The organism is Chryseosolibacter histidinae (assembly GCF_018598225.1).
Lineage (GTDB): Bacteria > Bacteroidota > Bacteroidia > Cytophagales > Cyclobacteriaceae > Chryseosolibacter > Chryseosolibacter histidini.
This window is the reverse complement of the sequence record NZ_JAHESF010000015.1, coordinates 107205-122634: the sequence shown is the minus strand read 5'-3', so window position 1 is coordinate 122634 and position 15430 is coordinate 107205. Positions and strand designations below refer to the sequence as shown.

Below are 15430 nucleotides of genomic sequence, written 5' to 3'. Positions count from 1 at the left end.
GCCGGTTTAAAATTTAACATTCAAATTGAATCCCATACTTCTTGTGGAAGGAATGCCGGTTGACTCGAGGCCCACCAGGTTGTCAGAGCTATAGCCAAAAGTTTCAGGATCGATATTGGGTACCCACTTTTTCAACATCAGCACATTGTTGGCCACGAAGCTGAGCCTGACAGCCTTCACGGGAAACTTCTGCGGCAACCATTTTGTGAGGTCGTACCCGAGGGTGATCTGGCGCAGTTTCCAGTAGCCAGCGTTATATACGATCGGCTCGATCAGCGCCTGCGTCCGCACCACCTCCCAGTAAGCCTGAACAGGAGCAGCAACCGTATTCACTTCGCCGGTCTCCGTCACGCCGTTGCCAACCACACCACCTTCTCTGCCCTCCAGGGTCATCTTATGAAGGCCGTGGCGCACAGCATTGAAGTTTGTGCCGGAGATCATTTTGCCACCAAGCTTGAAATCGATGAGGAACGAAAAATTGATCCCTTTATAGGTGAAGGCATTCGTAAATCCACCAACCCATTTAGGCAATGCGCTTCCGAAGGTGATCAGGTCCTGGGTTCGCAGCGGAAGGCCATTGGTACCAAAGATCTGGCGTCCCTGGTCATCTCTTCTGAAACCGAAGCCTGCCAGCTGTCCCATCTCTTTTCCTACGATCTGCCTCAGCTCGCCGTTGAAGATGTGCGTTCCTACGGTGATGCGCTCGCCCGGCTTGTCTGTGATCAGGCTCATCACTTTGGTGATGTTATACGCGCCGTTCGCTGTGAATTCCCAGACGAAGTCATTCGTTTCCACGGGAACAACATTCACCAGCGCCTCTATGCCGTGATTCCGGCTCTTGCCGCTATTGATCCGAAGGTCGACAAAGCCCGAGGCGTCGGAGATCTGCGCCTGCACGATCTGGTCGGTGGTGATCTTGCGGTAAGCAGCCACGTCGAAATTCAATCGATTGTTGAAAAGCTTCAATTCAAGGCCTACTTCTGTTTCTGCAACACGCATGGGTTTCAGATCCGGATTGTACAGCGTGTTGGAGATCGACTGCGCCTGGCCTACAGGTTGCAGCGCACCGGAGGGCGTGGGTGCCAAATTCGCGTTGGTGCTAAAAAACTGCACGTTGGAATAGGGCGGTACATCGGTATCGCTTCCCACCTCCGCATAAGCAGCCCGCAGCTTGCCAAACGATAACCACGACGGTTTTGAATTAAAGGTCTCGGAAAAGACGTAGGTACCCGATACCGAAGCATATCCGATGCTTTGATTTTCCGGAGACAGGGTTGAGAACTTATCCTTTCTGTAGGTACCGTTCAGGTACAAAAATTCTTTATACGAAAGCTCTGCAGAGCCGTACCATGAGTCTACACCTCTTTCCGAAAGGTCATACAGCGGATCTTTCGCCCTTCCGTTCTGAACAGTGTAAAGATCCCTTATTATAAAATCTGTTACCTGCACGCTGTTGAGATAAGAACGACGGCGCATCTGGTTGGCGCCAGCATTCATGTTCAAGGTGATGTCTCCGAAATCATGCGACCCTTCGATCAGCACGTCGGTATTAACCTCCCTGAACCGGCGCGACTCCTGGGTGTAAATGCCGTTCACAAAACCGGAGGGCGCCGCGGCCCGCGAAGCCTGGCCCGTAGGGAAGTTGTTGTAGTCCTGATCGCGCGACCAGTAATCCTGACCCACACGTCCCTGCACAGACAACCACGGAAGCACTTTGTATTTCAACGCAATGTTGCCGAAGATCCTGTCCCTGCGGATGTTCTGAAACTGCTCCGCCAAGGTCCAGTAAGGATTGGTGCGGTTCATGAACCGGGAATAGATATATTCATTTCCTTGCGCATTGTACTTCTTTTCATTCAGCAGATCCAATGGCATGGAATTGGCCATATTGTATAACGATACGGGTATGGTATTATCCTGCTGGCCGACGTTGGGCGGGTTCTTGTTGAACTCATTCGAGTAATTCGCGCTCGCTTTCAGGTTCAGCTTATCGGAAAGATCGTAGGCGAGTCCCAGGTTGAAGACCTTCCGGTTGAACGAGTTGTTCGGCGTGATACCTTTGCTTTCCATATTCGACACCGAAAGATTAAACCCACCTTTTTCATTGCCTGACGACAGCGAAAGTGTATTGGTCATATTCTGACCGTTCCTGAAAAACTTTTTAATGATATCGCGCTGTGGCACGTAGGGCACCTCAACGCCATCGAAGAGTATCTGCGTCATGCCCGGCTGAAACCTTTCTCCGAACGACCACTGCCCCGATGTTGGGTTCGGTGTGGTAGGTCTGACACCGTTTTCACCCTGACCATACTCGTACTGGTAGTCAGTGAAATCGAGGGGTGTTTCGTTGGTATAGTTTAAGTTGTAGGTAACACCGATACCCCTTCCCTCACCTTTGGTCCTGGTGGTGATCATGATCACGCCGTCTTTGGCGCGCGAACCGTACAATGCTGCCGCGGCAGCGCCTTTGAGGATGGTCATGCTTTCAACGTCGTCAGGGTTGATGCTTGACAGGCCGTCGCCACCATCGGAAGTATTGCCGTTACCACCTCCGCCACCCCGCACTCCGATGGAACCATCGGAAGCAGAGTTGTTAGGGTTGGTACCGAAGTTTGTATTATCGATAGGCACCCCGTTGACAACGATCAGGGGATTGTTTTGCCCGGAGATGGAAGACTGGCCACGAATGCGGATCTTTGAAGTACCCGCGGGGCCGGTGCCCAATCCGGAGATGCTAACCCCGGCGATCTTGCCCTGTAGCGCATTCATCAGGTTAGGGGTGCGATTAACGGTAAGCTCATCTGCGCTTACCTTGGCCGTGGCGTATCCCAGGCTCTTTGTTGATCTTTCAATGCCCAGCGCTGTTACCACGATCTCATCCAACGCTCTTACATCGGGTGCCATGGTAACATCGATCACGGTGCGCGAGCCCACCACTTCTTCGCGTGTGGCATATCCAACAAATGAGAATACGAGCGTTGAATTCTCATCCGGTACGGAGATCGCGTACCTGCCATCAGCATCTGTTGACGATCCAACAGCAGTACCTTTGACAATGATGTTCACGCCCGGAAAAGCCTGGTTGTCTTCGTCTGTAACCCGGCCTGTGATATTAATGGCCGTGCGGGTCTCAGTCAGTGTGAGCGGCGACGGGAAATAAGTGGAAAGCCTGAGCTCACCTGCAAGACTGGAGCTGGCAATCAGTGGCGCAAGCCCGGTGGATGCGCTTTGTGAACGGCGTTGACCCGACTCCGGTTTTACGGGAGCGATCACATAAAAATGGTCACCCGCTTTTCTGTAATACAATCCGGTATCTTCCAGCAGATCATCGAGCGCCTGCTCGGCAGACGTGAAACCCGACATGACGATCTCCACGAGCTTACCTTCAACCCACTCATCCTTATAAGCGATAGAGACCCCGAAGAATTTCTCCACCTCTTTCAATCTCTCCTTGAGTGTACCCGATTTCAGCAGCAGCAGCGTTTTTGGTGGTTGCAGTCTATGCGCCGTGGCATAAACCTCCGATGACTGCGACATTCCCTGGTAAAATACCAGCGATAGGCCAACTAACGTAAAGATACTTCGCATAGGCGTAGGGGTTAGTTTTATTAATCCTTCTATTCGTACATCAAATACCTGTTTTTCTGTTTGGTAATTTTTAGCTGAAAAGTCTGCGCGATCTGGCTCACCAGGCTTTCAACATCGGTGATTGGCATAGATCCTGACACCGTCTGGTTCAAAAGAGAATCTGCCTCCACGGCTACCTCAACGCCGTAGTTATCGCGGAGCATGTCTACCATGTCACGCAGGCTCGTATGGTCGAGCACCAGTTTTTTTTCCGTCCAGGCCGTGTAGGTGGCCGGGTTCACCATTCTGCGGCTGTAACTTTTTTGTTTGTACTCCACCAGGTCACCGGGTTTCATGATAATATCTTGGGCCGCAGATTCCGCCGGCAGGTGCAGCCTGATCTTGCCGGTATTCAATACGATTTTAGTTTCTTCGGTGCGATGGTAAACGTTGAACGTGGTGCCCAGCACTTCCACCGCCACACCTTCACCCGTGTAGACCTTGAAAGGTTGATGATCACGCTTGTGGATCACAGAGAAGTAAGCTTCACCCTGCAGCCACAGCTCGCGCACCGGCTGTTCTTCCCAATGGCTTGGGAAACGAAGGGTTGAATTCGAATTCAGGATCACCGTAGAGCTGTCTGGAAGCACGATGGTTTTGGTCTCGCCATAGGCCGTGTGATAGTCGAGATAGTGTGTGTCATTCCAAAGCCGGTAGACCAGGAACGAAGACGCCAGCAGCAGGAACGATGCAGCAACTTTGTACCACGTGCTCCATACACGCGCGGGTGCTGTGGTACCCTGGGGCTTGCTCTCGTAAGTTTTGATCCGGTTCCAGAGGTTTGCAATATCATCGCCAGACATGGCGTACTGCTGAAACCCGACATGCTTCACAATGTTTGTCGCTTCTTCGACGTCCTTTGCCCTTTCGGGATGGTCCTTCAGCCACTGCATCCAGAAAGTGCTGGAATGTTCGTCAGGCGCCTTGACCCAGGCTCTGAAAAAATCATCCAGGACAAAGTCGTTAACCGAAAACTTGGAATAGTCCTTCACGACAAACGATTTTTGGTGAATCCTGCCTTATAAGAGAGGCATCAGCTCCTCACCTCATCATTATTCCGGAAAAATTTTTAAGAAGTGTAAAAAATACCCTCATTCAGAGGAAAGCAGGGAACAATACAGGAAAATACAGGTAGGCGCGTTTCAGTATTTTGCGCAGGGCATCGATCGCCTTGGTCATGAGGTTGTAGACGGATTCCACATTCATTTCCATCACAGCAGCTACGTCCTGATAGCTCAGCTCATTGAAAAACTTTAAAAAAATGACTTCCCGCTGGCGTTTGGTGAGTGTGGTGATGGCTTTTTTCAGGTGAGCGATCTGCTGCGTGCTCGCTTCTTCTAGGATGATAGAATCTTCAAATGAGGTGAGCATTTCAAAACCCGGCGCTTCGGCATTCAGGAAACGCAATGATTCTTTGCGGCTTTGTGCAAGCTTACTAAGCAATAATCTCCGGAAAGACTTGAAAAGATAAAAATTCACCGCTTCCACATCGGCAACCTGTGCGCGTTTGTCCCACAACCTGCCAAACAACTCTTGCAAACAGTCCAGCACAAGATCGCGGTCGTAGCAGGTATGCATACCATAATTATAGAGTCGCTGAACATACTTCTTATATATTATAGAGAAGGCGAGATCATTTCCGCTTTTGAAGCGTTTCCACAACGTGCTGTCTTCCAGTTCCGCAGAACGGAGTTCACTTTTAAGTGACACAGCATGTTGTTCCGAATTGAATTTTGCAAACATCTCAAGTCTGGGAATAGGCTTCGTGCAATCGAATTTAATAAAAAATGTCATCTAAACACTTACAAGACACTACTATTTTATCCGTGAGCATCTGATCGTGACTGGTGTATATTTTGTCGACGGTAGCTGAAAACTGCACATTCGCGTTTCGTGTTTTTTGATTTAATGTGTTAAATTCCATAGAATTTAAAATCAAAAGACTACTGCTATTAACGCCTCTTCTTTTAATGTTTTATGGATCGCATTGCTCCTGGTGCTGGGCAGCGTGACTTGCGCAGCACAGGATGGAACGTCCCATGGATCGATGAGCATCACCATCGTGGACAGTCTCACCGGAGATCCTGTTGCAGCAAGGGTTCGGATTACGCGTGATAACCATGTTGTGAAGATTCTTCCACAGCAGGCAGTTGCGGTTATGTATGGTGTGTGGGACCATGCCGACGGATACGGATTCCAGCCCGACAGCGCTTTTTACGTTGATGGAACTTTTCAGCTCTCACTACCCGAAGGACAATATCACGTATCTCTTTCCAGAGGCATTGAATACCTCGACCAGCAGCACATCATCACCATCAGATCCGGAAAAGAATACACCCAAACTTTTCGCCTGCAACGGTGGATCGACATGCCTGCGCGTGGATGGTATTCGGCAGATGATCACATTCACATCAGGCGTTCGCCACATGAAGATCCTTTATTGATGACCTGGATCAAGGCAGAGGATGTTCATGTGGGTGTGCTGCTGCGCATGGGAGATTTTTGGGCAACCTATTATGAGCAATACGGGTGGGGTGAAAATGGGGTCTATCAGCAAGGCAATCACCTGCTCACCTCAGGACAGGAAGATCCACGCACACCGGAGGTTGGCCATGCCATCGGGTTGGGAGCCTCAGACAAGGTGCGCTACGAGCGTGAGTATTACTACTATGATAAGGTATTCGATAAACTCCATCAGCTCGGCGGTATGGCAGGGTACGCGCACCAGGCAGAGTCGTTCCATGGCTACCGTGGCCTGATGCTCGACGGGCTTCGACGCAAAGTAGATTTCCTGGAGCTGCTCCAGTTCTGCGTGTCGCAAGATCCGCTTCAGCTGAGGCATTATTATCACCTGCTCGACCTGGGGTATGCTGTTACTGCTGTAGCAGGATCTGATTTTCCCTGGTGTGGAAAAGATCACGACCATGGGCGGCCGGAAAGAAATGCCCGCATCGGCAACGCCAGGTTCTATACGCAGATCACGGGGGCACTGTCGTACACGGCCTGGAAAAATTCGCTTCGCAAAGGTCACACTTTTGTATCGAGTGGTCCAATGCTCGACCTGAAAGTAAATGATGCCATCCCCGGTGACACGCTTCAGGTGAAAAAGGGTACCCGTTTGAAAGTCACGGTGCATGCTTACGGTCACCCGGCACAGGTTCCGCTGCAGAAGCTGGAGCTCGTCAGGCACGGACAGGTGATCGCCACATCGAAATCCCAGGAAGGAAGCAACCAATCATCCGCTCATCTTTTCATTGAAACAACGCTCACGGCAGACGAAGGCTCCTGGATCGCCGCCAGAAGTTACGCCAACGCTGACCAGGCAGCGCACACCACGCCCGTTTATGTTTCTGTCAATAACAGTGGCTTTCACAACAAAGCAACCCTCATGCAATACATCACGCTCGCCGAAAAATACCTCACTGAACTGGAAGCTGATCTTCAGAAAGTAAACGACGATCCACAATATCAGAGCTGGCGTTACAAAAAAGGAATCGAACAACGCATCGCCGAAGCCCGTGCCGTATTGGAGCAGCTAAGAAAATTGCGTTAATCATTAACCAGTCTTAAAGGTACGAGGTACGATCCCGATAGCTATCGGGAACGAAGTACGTAGCGCGGTGTTTAATCGAAGGGCCACCTCCTTACTATTTACTCCTTAATTCTTACTCCTTTTTCTCTGTTTTCTCCATCGGTAGCTCCTCCAATCTGCTCCACTCCTGCAGTGAGCCGTCATACAGTTTCATATTGTAGCCGAGCAATCTTCCAGCCATGTATACCACACTGGCGGTCTGGCCAATGAAGCAATAGGTTACTAATTCTTTGTCCTTTCCGGATACAGGTGTAAAATAAGCCTGGAGCTGGTCCAGTGGCTTGAACATGTTAGCCTGATCCACCATTTCTGTATAGGGGATATTTTTGGCACCTGTGATGTGTCCGTCGCGGGGATTGCCGGTAGGCTCACCGTCATAGAAGCGCTGCATGCGTGCATCCACAACAATGCCGTTGTCAGACTTCAATGTTTTCAGCACATAGTTCTTGTCTACCAGCAGCGGAACACCAGGGCTGATCTTAACATTTCCTTTTTTTACCACGGGCACATCTTTCGTAACAGGGTTGCCTTCCTTTTTCCAGGCGTCAAGGCCTCCGTTCAAAAAAGATACTTTCCCGGCGAAGCCCAGGTGCTCTAACGTGAGGAACATACGCGCTGTGGGGCTTACCTCACCGCGGATGTGGCACAACACAATGTGAGAGTTGTCTGACACGCCCAATGTTTGCAGCAGCTCGGTAGCTTTTTTCAGGTCCGGCGCATTGTAGGCGCCTTCCGGCGAATCCGGCGCAAGCCATCCGGGCCACAGGTAGCGGGCTCCTTCAATGTGTTCGCGATCGTAATCGAATTTCAGGAAACTGGTCTGAAGCACCACAACATTTGGGTCGCGGAGGTGTTCCTTCAACCATTGTACTGACACCAGGATCGGTTTATCTTCTGCTTTCGCCACCAATAACAGGCACATGAGCAGGAAAAGGCCACTTATTTTTTTCATACCATCAAGATAACGATAAGAATTGTTGCTTGAAAATACCTCACCTGCCCTCTTCTGGGAGGAGGCGGTCGGGGTGAGGTTTTCCCACCGCTGTAGAATAATGCAACACGTTAAGCGGGCGTATGGAATAGTCGTTTTTTTTGAGCCCTGAATGGCAATGAGTTAGAAGCGGCCTTGCCAGATAGGTACGACATTCGAATTAAAGGCGGGAAAATATGTTAAACTAAACTCTTTAAAGTCATGAAAAAGTTATTGTTATCAATAGGCCTGTTGTTGGGTGGTGTTGCTTTTGTTAACGCACAGGATACAACTTCGGTACAACCACAGCCTCAACAGTCCACTACTACTACATCTCAGGACCAGCAACGTGAACAGGTACAGGTGAGCGACCTTCCGGACCCTGTTAAAAGGGCCATCGAAAGTCAGGACTACCAAGGCTGGACAGTAGCTGCAGCCTACAAGTCGACCATGAGCGACTCCGGTGTACAAGGTGAGAACGCCACAAAAGCAGGAGAAGAAATTTACATCCTTGACCTGAGAAACGGTGCAGAAACCAAAACTGTGAAGTTCGACAAGGACGGCAATAAGCTGGACAAAGAGCAAAAAGATGACCAGAAAAAATAATCTGCTCGTCTGAAGAGTTTGTTTCGTGCTGACCAAACAGAAGGCTGAAACATTACGGGTGCCATTGAACAAATGGCACCTTTTTTTGTGCCTGCGCCTTCCTCTCCGATTTCGCTAGGTTAATTTTATTCCACGATGATCCCCATTCTTTTCACGTTGGCAGAGATCTTCATACCTCTGCGCTCGATCGATCCGCAGTTGATCTCATATTTCAGTTTACCTTCCACCAGCAGAAAATTCACGCCGCTTCCTTTTCTGGCATAGTCCATCTTATTGGTAATAATGAGTGTCGGCTGAACACCTATTTTTTCCAGCACCGCAGCCAGGGCCCTGGCTTTGTAAGCAGGGATAAAAAGGATATGGCATCCTCCAACCTCCTCGGGTCGCTGAATTTCTTTTACCTCGATCTTCTGATTTCCTATTTTAGCGGAGGCCGTTGCTGTACCCAGCTCCGCCGCCAACGGAGGATACTCCAGCACACCGATGACAAAATTTCCGTTGTTTTTTGTTTCGGGCCATTGTATACCTCTTGCAAAATTGAGCATCATCGCCGAATATATTTTTTCCTGCGATTGCGACCACACCTGGCCCCTGGTCAACGTGAAGAGTGTGCAAAGTGCGATAAACCTTATCGATCTTGTAAGACTTCGAATACGCATCCTGAATGATTCGTTGGTGATCCGTCAATACTAGTGCGTTGCTGTTATCCGGATGTTACGGGGGCATTATTAAACAAAATGGTAAACGGTAATCGGGTAATCGGTATTCAGTAATCGGTTCGAGCGTTGTATTATCCCTCCACGTTACTGATCCTGATTACTGGTTACTGATTACCGATTACTGACTCCGTTACTAGATCATCTCGTCCAGTATCACGGCTTCGCTTTCAGGTGTGTTCACATTGCCTTGCCTGAGATTAGGCAGGTTCAGGTAAAAAACGGTCCACTCACCGAGGCTCGACTTTACAGAGATCCGGCCCCGCAGCATCTTCACCGACTCTTTTACGAGGAACAATCCGATGCCCGTTCCTTTTGAATGTTCAACGGCCCTGTAGAACATATCGAACACTTTGCGAATGTGTTGCCTGGCAATACCGATGCCGTTATCGGCCACCGAAATATTCATACAGGTTTCGCTCACCACACCCTCTATCCTGATAAAGGGATCGCTCTTGGTGAAGTCCATGTAGCGAAAGGAATTTGAGATCAGGTTTTTAAGGATGATCTCGAGCCGGGTTTTGTCGGTATAGAAATCAGCTCCTTCGATGTTCACAATCACCTGCATGCGGTCCGCCTGGGGAAGGAACCTCACGCTTTCGAGGATCTCCCGTACCATACGCTCCGCATCCACACGTTCTACCCTGAGCTGCTGTCTTTTGTTCTTGGCGTAGTCGGTGATGTCGCGGATAAATCCATCGAGCTTGCCCAGCGAAGCGCTCATCATCTCGAAGTAATGCGCATGCTGTGGACTGTTGATCTCTCTTTCGGCCAGTAAAACCAGTCCGTGCAACGACGCCAGTGGCGACTTGAGGTCGTGGGCAGCGCTATAGATAAAACGGTCGAGCTCTTCGTTGAGCTTTTGCAGTTCTTTGTTCTGGTGGAGGATCTCGCTGAACTGTGTTTTCAATTTGCGGCTCAGCTTGATAAAGGAATGTGAAAGATTACCGATCTCATCGGCGACGGCCGCATTCTCCAGCTCCTTTTCATTCAGCCCTTCGTTCACAATAAATTTTCCGATGGTGGATGAAAGCTTCCGGATCGGTCTTGCCAGCCGGGTGGAAGTGTAATAAGTAAGGATCATCGAAAAAACGATGAGAATAAAAGAGATCACCGAAAAGATGATCGCGCTTTTTTTGATCACCTCGTCTTTACGCTCGTTCGACAGCAGTGTGAGCTGCGCCAGCCGGTCTGACATCACCTTCGTTTGAACGTTCAGCTTGCCGAGCAGTCCTTCCTGGGGCGTGACGCCGATCTCGTAGTCGAGTGCCGTGAGATGCCTGAATGCAGCCTGGTAATTTCCGAGGATCTCGGCGCAAGCCTGTTGTCCCTTCTGGTTCATGGCCAGCAATGCCCTGGCGGCCACTTCATTGAAGCGATCTATGTAACGGTCTTCCTTGCGCAGCATGAAATCTTTTTCATGGCGGCGCAGGGTGAGCAGCTCCGTCATAGGAATGGCAGTATGCATGTTCTCGAGCTGGTGTGCATACTCACGCATGATGCCCTCCAGCCCGTGATCTTTAAAGCCGCGCTCGTTGATCCTGGACGTGAGCACGCTGAAAGTAGTATTGTAGATGGCAAGCGCACTGTCGATCTGGTGAAACTCATAGTCGATCAGGAAGTCGTTCGCCACCATTTCGCCGTATAATAACAGGTTCTGATTGCGAATCAATTCTGAGAGGCTGTCGCGCTGCTGCAGTAGCGAACTCTGCCCTGTTTCATAATACTGCTGATTGACGGTTTCAAACCGCAGAAAATCGAGATCGGTTTTAATAAGCTGTATGGCCAGGATCCGCTGGTTGTCGATGCGGTGGCTGATCTTGCTGATCACACCTGTGCGCCAGAGGAAGAACAGGGCCAGCACTGAAATGATCACAATATTGAAGACAAGGATACCGAAAGAAAAGAACAACCGTGTGGTTATTGTATTGATACGAAACCTCATTGCAGAATTAAACCGAAAATTATCAGATAATGAAGGGCACCGTAATGAATGTTGATTATTAATTCGTTAAGAAAAGATTACCGAAGAGTCCACGGTTCACAGTCGACAGTCCACGGCCGTGTAGTGTGTCGGCCATGACCGCACTTCGTATCCAGATAGCCATTGGCAGGTACTACTACCGTCTCGAAATAAGCAAACGCTGATTTAGCACGGCATTGCTGTGGACCGTCGACCGTGGGCTGTGGACTATGCATTTCCGCGTTGTCGTTCCTGCCGGATCTTGTATTCGAGCTCGTGCATTTTCAGCCAGTCCTGAAGTGGTAATTCCAGGAACAGGCCTATGATCTCGTCGTTGGTCATGGGTACCAGGCCGAACTTGTTGCTGAATCTTCCGGAGCGGCCGCAGGTGGCGCAGACGAGGATATCATCTTCTTCGAGCGAACCGGTGAGGCTCCAGCCTGACAGGGGATTCATACAGGCGCGGCATACATGCTGCTCGTCCTTAACAAAACCATGAAGATCTTTTTTGGGGCCTGGCTTACGCCCCATCCAACGCTGTAGCAGTAATTTCAAGGATGGAAATATTTTCAGTATTACATTTTAAAATAAAATCAGGAACCGGAAGCCGAGCTGAGATATATTAACCTAAACCTTCTTAATCAATGCAAGGATTTGAAGAGAGGCGTTCCGGTCCTGATTTTGCCAACGTTACCCATTTAGAGGAAACTCCTGAGACTAAGAAGTACTTTAATAACAATGCAGTTCACGCAAAGTGCACGAAGAGGCAAAGCGGCTAAGTTTTTTTTAACCGCGGAGATCGCGGAGAACACGCAGAGGGCGCAGAGTTCTCCTTGAACGAGCATTAGCGAAATCTTTGTGTTCTCCTGCCGTATCCGATAAGCGATTCAAACAGATCTGCGCAGGCCAGAGGAAATACTGCATATACTTCTCTGCGGTCTCTGCGGTTCCTTTGCGCTTTTTTGCGTTTTGCATTTTAAATAAGACACGGACGCACGAAACGATGACTAGTGGCGATGAAAATTTTCAAAAATCATAAAATTTTATCCGGAAAACGTAAACATGCGTTCTGGCGATTTTGCGAAATTAAGTCGGTTAACCCCACGTTTTATGAACCTCAATACCACAAATACCCTCGTGCCGCTAACGCTGGCAGGCCTTGCAGACCCCCTGGAGAAGGATAAGCTGGGCTTTGCGTACCTCTCGCACGCCAGCCGCACTGTTACTTCCGCCACCACCTTTTCAATAGCCCAGCGGCGTGATTTCATCGGACTGCATTTTAACCTGGGGGCCCGCGTACATTACACCATCAATGGCAAAAGTTACAGCCTTCGCCCGCAACAATATGCCCTGGTATGCGTGCCCACCGCTACTTACCAATGCACTGTAGCGCCCGGCAGATCGGAGACCTTCAGCATTCACCTCTCTGTTGAGTACCTTCAACGTCTGGAAGCGCACTTCCCCATTCTCAGCGAGATGCTTAAAAGTATCAGGGAACAACAGTTCTTTTCAGCGAGTGAAAAGATCCTGGAGTGCACCACCGACATGCGAAAGAAAATAAACGAGATACTGCACAACGACTGGACCGGCATCTGCTGGCAAACGTTTATGAATGTGCGCGTGCTCGAGATCCTGTTAGAGTGCCTCAATAACATCGCCATGCGCAATACAAAACAGCTCACCCGGCACCGGCTGGAGCTTGTGCGCAAATACCTGATCGATCATTTACAGGATCGTTTCTCTGCCGACGCTGTGGCCGGCAAAATGAAAATAGACAAACACAAGCTGCGGAAGGATTTCAAAGCCATGTACAACGTCACCATGCAGCAGTTTGTGCTGGAAGAACGTATGAAAAGGGCACGGGCTTTTCTTCGCGACTCAAAACTACCGGTCAGCGAGATCGCCGCCAGCATCGGGTACAAGAAGCTGTCGCATTTCAATGATCTGTTTAAAAAACGATATGGATATCCGCCCAGTCATTTGAGATAGAATTTTAAAACAGAATTTAGAATTTAGGAGTTAGAATTTAGAATAATACAAATACCTCATTCTATATTCTAAATTCTACATGCTATACTCTTTTCTTTAAGATCTGCTGGATCGATTCAGTCCATTCCTGCTCATTCAGCCCCTTTTGCTCATCGTCGCGCGCCAACAGGTCGTCCATGTGCTTTTCAATTTCGGCAGCCGCCTCGTCGTTTTGGCTCATGCGCAGGAATTCTTCAGCTTCCGGCTGCGATGCCGTGTTTTTGCTGAAGCGCTGAAGGAGGTCTTTGAACTTATCCATATATCGATACGGAATAGAATAGTCTACTGGCCTAATATAGTAAAGACCCAGCGAAAGGTCCAAATGACTATATCTGCTGCCTTTTTTTGGAAATGAAAAATTGTTTAAAAAAAAAGCCGGAATTGCTCCCGGCTCTTTTCTTAATGCTTCACGGTTACAGAACAATTACCAGGGTGCGTTGTTTTGCCACACGCCCTGCATGATGTCCATCTGACCCTGCGGGATGGGCCAGAGGTAGCCATCGAATTTACGCTTGCTTCCGTTCTGGTGATACTGGATCTGGGGGATATTGATGTGAGCAATATTCCAGCGGATCAAATCATTGTAACGCAGTCCTTCGTAGGCCAGCTCAACACGGCGTTCGTTTCGGATAATGTCCTGGGTCAACGCAGGTACGGGAGGCATATCCACGCCGGGCCGGGCACGCACATCGTTCAACGCTTTGAGCGCACGTGCATCGCTTCCCTGACCGCTTTCAAACATCGCTTCCGCATATAGTAACAGCAGATCTGCATAACGCATCTTCACGATATGCTGATCGCTCAGATTGGATGAGTTGGCGGTACGGAGCGCAGGATCGATCCATTTTTTAAATGCCATGTTGGTGAATGGTATAGCACCTTCCGATACGCGGCCGTCATTGGAGAAAGTACCCGTTTTGGTATTGTTAACCCATGGATCACCTGCCTGAAAAATAGTCATCTTCAAACGTGGATCCTTCAGCCCTGTCACCGGATTGGTCTCATAAGAGTCGCGTAGCTGCGGCGTGGGGAACACGGACATACGGCTGCTGACATACTGATCCAGCTGATGATAATCATCCGGGGCCTGGTATTGAACCGAGAACATGATCTCGGGATTGTTCTTCTGTTCTTTGAAAAAAATACCGGGATAATTGTTGTAAAGCCTGAACGGGTTAGCCGCATCTCCGATGAGACTCCATGCGGCGCTTGCGGCCTCATTGTAACGCTGGTTGTTCATCAGGATGCGTACTTTCAGCATGATGGCGCTTCCCTTAACGGCATGGCCATCGGTGTAAGCTGAATTGGGTAAACCGGCGATGGCTACATCGATATCCTGGAGTAGCTGTGTCACCACTTCAGCCTTCGGTGTACGCGGCACATTCTGGTATCCGCTGTTCAGATCCTGAGATACCAGTATCAAAGGAACTGCTCCATATAATTGCACCAGTTCGTTGTAAAAGTAACAACGGTTGAACAGCGCTTCGGCTTTGTACTTATTGTAATTGGCATCTGTAAGAAAGCCCTTTGCCTTGTCGACATTATCAAGGAAATAATTGCATTTAGCTATACCATTATAACAATCGCTCCAGAACTGGTTGATCGCTCCTCCCGTGCTGGGACCGATACCGCCCTGCATGATTCCCTGGTAGCCTGCAAAGCTTGAAGTGATGATGGCATTATCCGACAGGCTTTCCAGATCGAACGAAACACCGTTGGCGCCCCTGGCCGAACCAAAAATGCTGGTCCGGTATGCCGAATAGGTAGCAGCTAGCGCCGCCTGTACATCCTGTTCCGTTTTCCAGAACGTTTCAGAGCTCAATCTCGTCAACGGCTCCTTTTCCAGAAAATCACTGCAAGCCGATAGCAACATGATGGCTGCAATAAAAAAGCTTACTGATCTTATATTCGTTTTCATCGGTGTAAAT

At 49.4% G+C, this 15430-nt stretch carries 12 protein-coding genes; 3 read left to right on the top strand and 9 right to left on the bottom strand.

Going from position 1 to position 15430, the window contains the following annotated elements:
* Positions 1-6: 6 nt before the first annotated feature.
* The 3 genes from KK083_RS16645 to KK083_RS16635 all read right to left on the bottom strand — a co-directional run bounded on the left by KK083_RS16645 (position 7) and on the right by KK083_RS16635 (position 5370).
* Complete coding sequence (locus tag KK083_RS16645; protein WP_254164784.1) at positions 7-3588, bottom strand: SusC/RagA family TonB-linked outer membrane protein; 3582 nt, start codon at positions 3586-3588, stop codon at positions 7-9.
* Between the two features lie 29 nt (positions 3589-3617).
* Positions 3618-4619, bottom strand: coding sequence for a FecR family protein (locus KK083_RS16640; RefSeq protein WP_254164776.1), 1002 nt, complete (start codon positions 4617-4619; stop codon positions 3618-3620).
* Positions 4620-4722: 103 nt separating this feature from the next.
* Complete coding sequence (locus KK083_RS16635) at positions 4723-5370, bottom strand: RNA polymerase sigma factor (protein WP_254164767.1); 648 nt, start codon at positions 5368-5370, stop codon at positions 4723-4725.
* A 304-nt stretch (positions 5371-5674) separates the two neighbouring features.
* Here KK083_RS16635 and KK083_RS16630 point away from each other — a divergent pair, with 304 nt between their 5' ends.
* The gene (locus tag KK083_RS16630) at positions 5675-7180 is read left to right on the top strand and encodes a CehA/McbA family metallohydrolase (protein ID WP_254164765.1); all 1506 of its coding nucleotides are present in this window, start codon (positions 5675-5677) and stop codon (positions 7178-7180) included.
* Between the two features lie 112 nt (positions 7181-7292).
* On the opposite strand, the gene KK083_RS16625 is transcribed toward KK083_RS16630, so the two are convergent.
* Positions 7293-8171, bottom strand: a complete 879-nt coding sequence (locus tag KK083_RS16625; RefSeq protein WP_254164757.1) for a sulfurtransferase — start codon at positions 8169-8171, stop codon at positions 7293-7295.
* A 240-nt stretch (positions 8172-8411) separates the two neighbouring features.
* Here KK083_RS16625 and KK083_RS16620 point away from each other — a divergent pair, with 240 nt between their 5' ends.
* Positions 8412-8795 carry a hypothetical protein gene (locus KK083_RS16620; RefSeq protein ID WP_254164749.1) on the top strand — a complete coding sequence of 128 codons (384 nt, stop codon included), beginning with the start codon at positions 8412-8414 and terminating at the stop codon, positions 8793-8795.
* Positions 8796-8920: 125 nt separating this feature from the next.
* Here the strand turns inward: KK083_RS16620 and KK083_RS16615 are convergent, their stop codons facing one another.
* The 3 genes from KK083_RS16615 to KK083_RS16605 form a co-directional block, all read right to left on the bottom strand.
* Positions 8921-9343, bottom strand: a complete 423-nt coding sequence (locus tag KK083_RS16615) for a YfiR family protein (protein ID WP_254164747.1) — start codon at positions 9341-9343, stop codon at positions 8921-8923.
* A gap of 304 nt (positions 9344-9647) precedes the next feature.
* A complete protein-coding gene (locus KK083_RS16610; protein ID WP_254164745.1) occupies positions 9648-11456 on the bottom strand; it encodes a sensor histidine kinase in 1809 nt (602 codons plus the stop codon).
* 246 nt (positions 11457-11702) lie between these two features.
* A complete protein-coding gene (locus tag KK083_RS16605) occupies positions 11703-12029 on the bottom strand; it encodes a hypothetical protein (RefSeq protein WP_254164743.1) in 327 nt (108 codons plus the stop codon).
* A gap of 555 nt (positions 12030-12584) precedes the next feature.
* On the opposite strand from KK083_RS16605, the gene KK083_RS16600 reads away from it, so the two are divergent.
* Positions 12585-13463 (top strand): helix-turn-helix domain-containing protein, encoded by an 879-nt coding sequence (locus KK083_RS16600; protein WP_254164741.1) that lies wholly within the window; start codon positions 12585-12587, stop codon positions 13461-13463.
* 82 nt (positions 13464-13545) lie between these two features.
* On the opposite strand, the gene KK083_RS16595 is transcribed toward KK083_RS16600, so the two are convergent.
* Positions 13546-13761: a hypothetical protein gene (locus KK083_RS16595; protein ID WP_254164739.1), complete on the bottom strand. Its 216-nt coding sequence runs from the start codon at positions 13759-13761 to the stop codon at positions 13546-13548.
* Positions 13762-13926: 165 nt separating this feature from the next.
* Entirely contained in the window at positions 13927-15420 is a 1494-nt protein-coding gene (locus KK083_RS16590; protein WP_254164737.1) for a RagB/SusD family nutrient uptake outer membrane protein, read from the bottom strand.
* Between the last annotated feature and the right edge of the window lie 10 nt (positions 15421-15430).

What these genes read in the sequence shown, in the direction of transcription:
- KK083_RS16645 (WP_254164784.1), bottom strand. Translation starts at nt 3,588, where the DNA reads ATGCGAAGTATCTTTACGTTAGTTGGCCTATCGCTGGTATTTTACCAG.
- KK083_RS16595 (WP_254164739.1), bottom strand. Translation starts at nt 13,761, where the DNA reads ATGGATAAGTTCAAAGACCTCCTTCAGCGCTTCAGCAAAAACACGGCA.
- KK083_RS16620 (WP_254164749.1), top strand. Translation starts at nt 8,412, where the DNA reads ATGAAAAAGTTATTGTTATCAATAGGCCTGTTGTTGGGTGGTGTTGCT.
- KK083_RS16615 (WP_254164747.1), bottom strand. Translation starts at nt 9,343, where the DNA reads ATGATGCTCAATTTTGCAAGAGGTATACAATGGCCCGAAACAAAAAAC.
- KK083_RS16610 (WP_254164745.1), bottom strand. Translation starts at nt 11,456, where the DNA reads ATGAGGTTTCGTATCAATACAATAACCACACGGTTGTTCTTTTCTTTC.
- KK083_RS16600 (WP_254164741.1), top strand. Translation starts at nt 12,585, where the DNA reads ATGAACCTCAATACCACAAATACCCTCGTGCCGCTAACGCTGGCAGGC.
- KK083_RS16625 (WP_254164757.1), bottom strand. Translation starts at nt 8,171, where the DNA reads ATGAAAAAAATAAGTGGCCTTTTCCTGCTCATGTGCCTGTTATTGGTG.
- KK083_RS16635 (WP_254164767.1), bottom strand. Translation starts at nt 5,370, where the DNA reads ATGTTTGCAAAATTCAATTCGGAACAACATGCTGTGTCACTTAAAAGT.
- KK083_RS16590 (WP_254164737.1), bottom strand. Translation starts at nt 15,420, where the DNA reads ATGAAAACGAATATAAGATCAGTAAGCTTTTTTATTGCAGCCATCATG.
- KK083_RS16630 (WP_254164765.1), top strand. Translation starts at nt 5,675, where the DNA reads ATGAGCATCACCATCGTGGACAGTCTCACCGGAGATCCTGTTGCAGCA.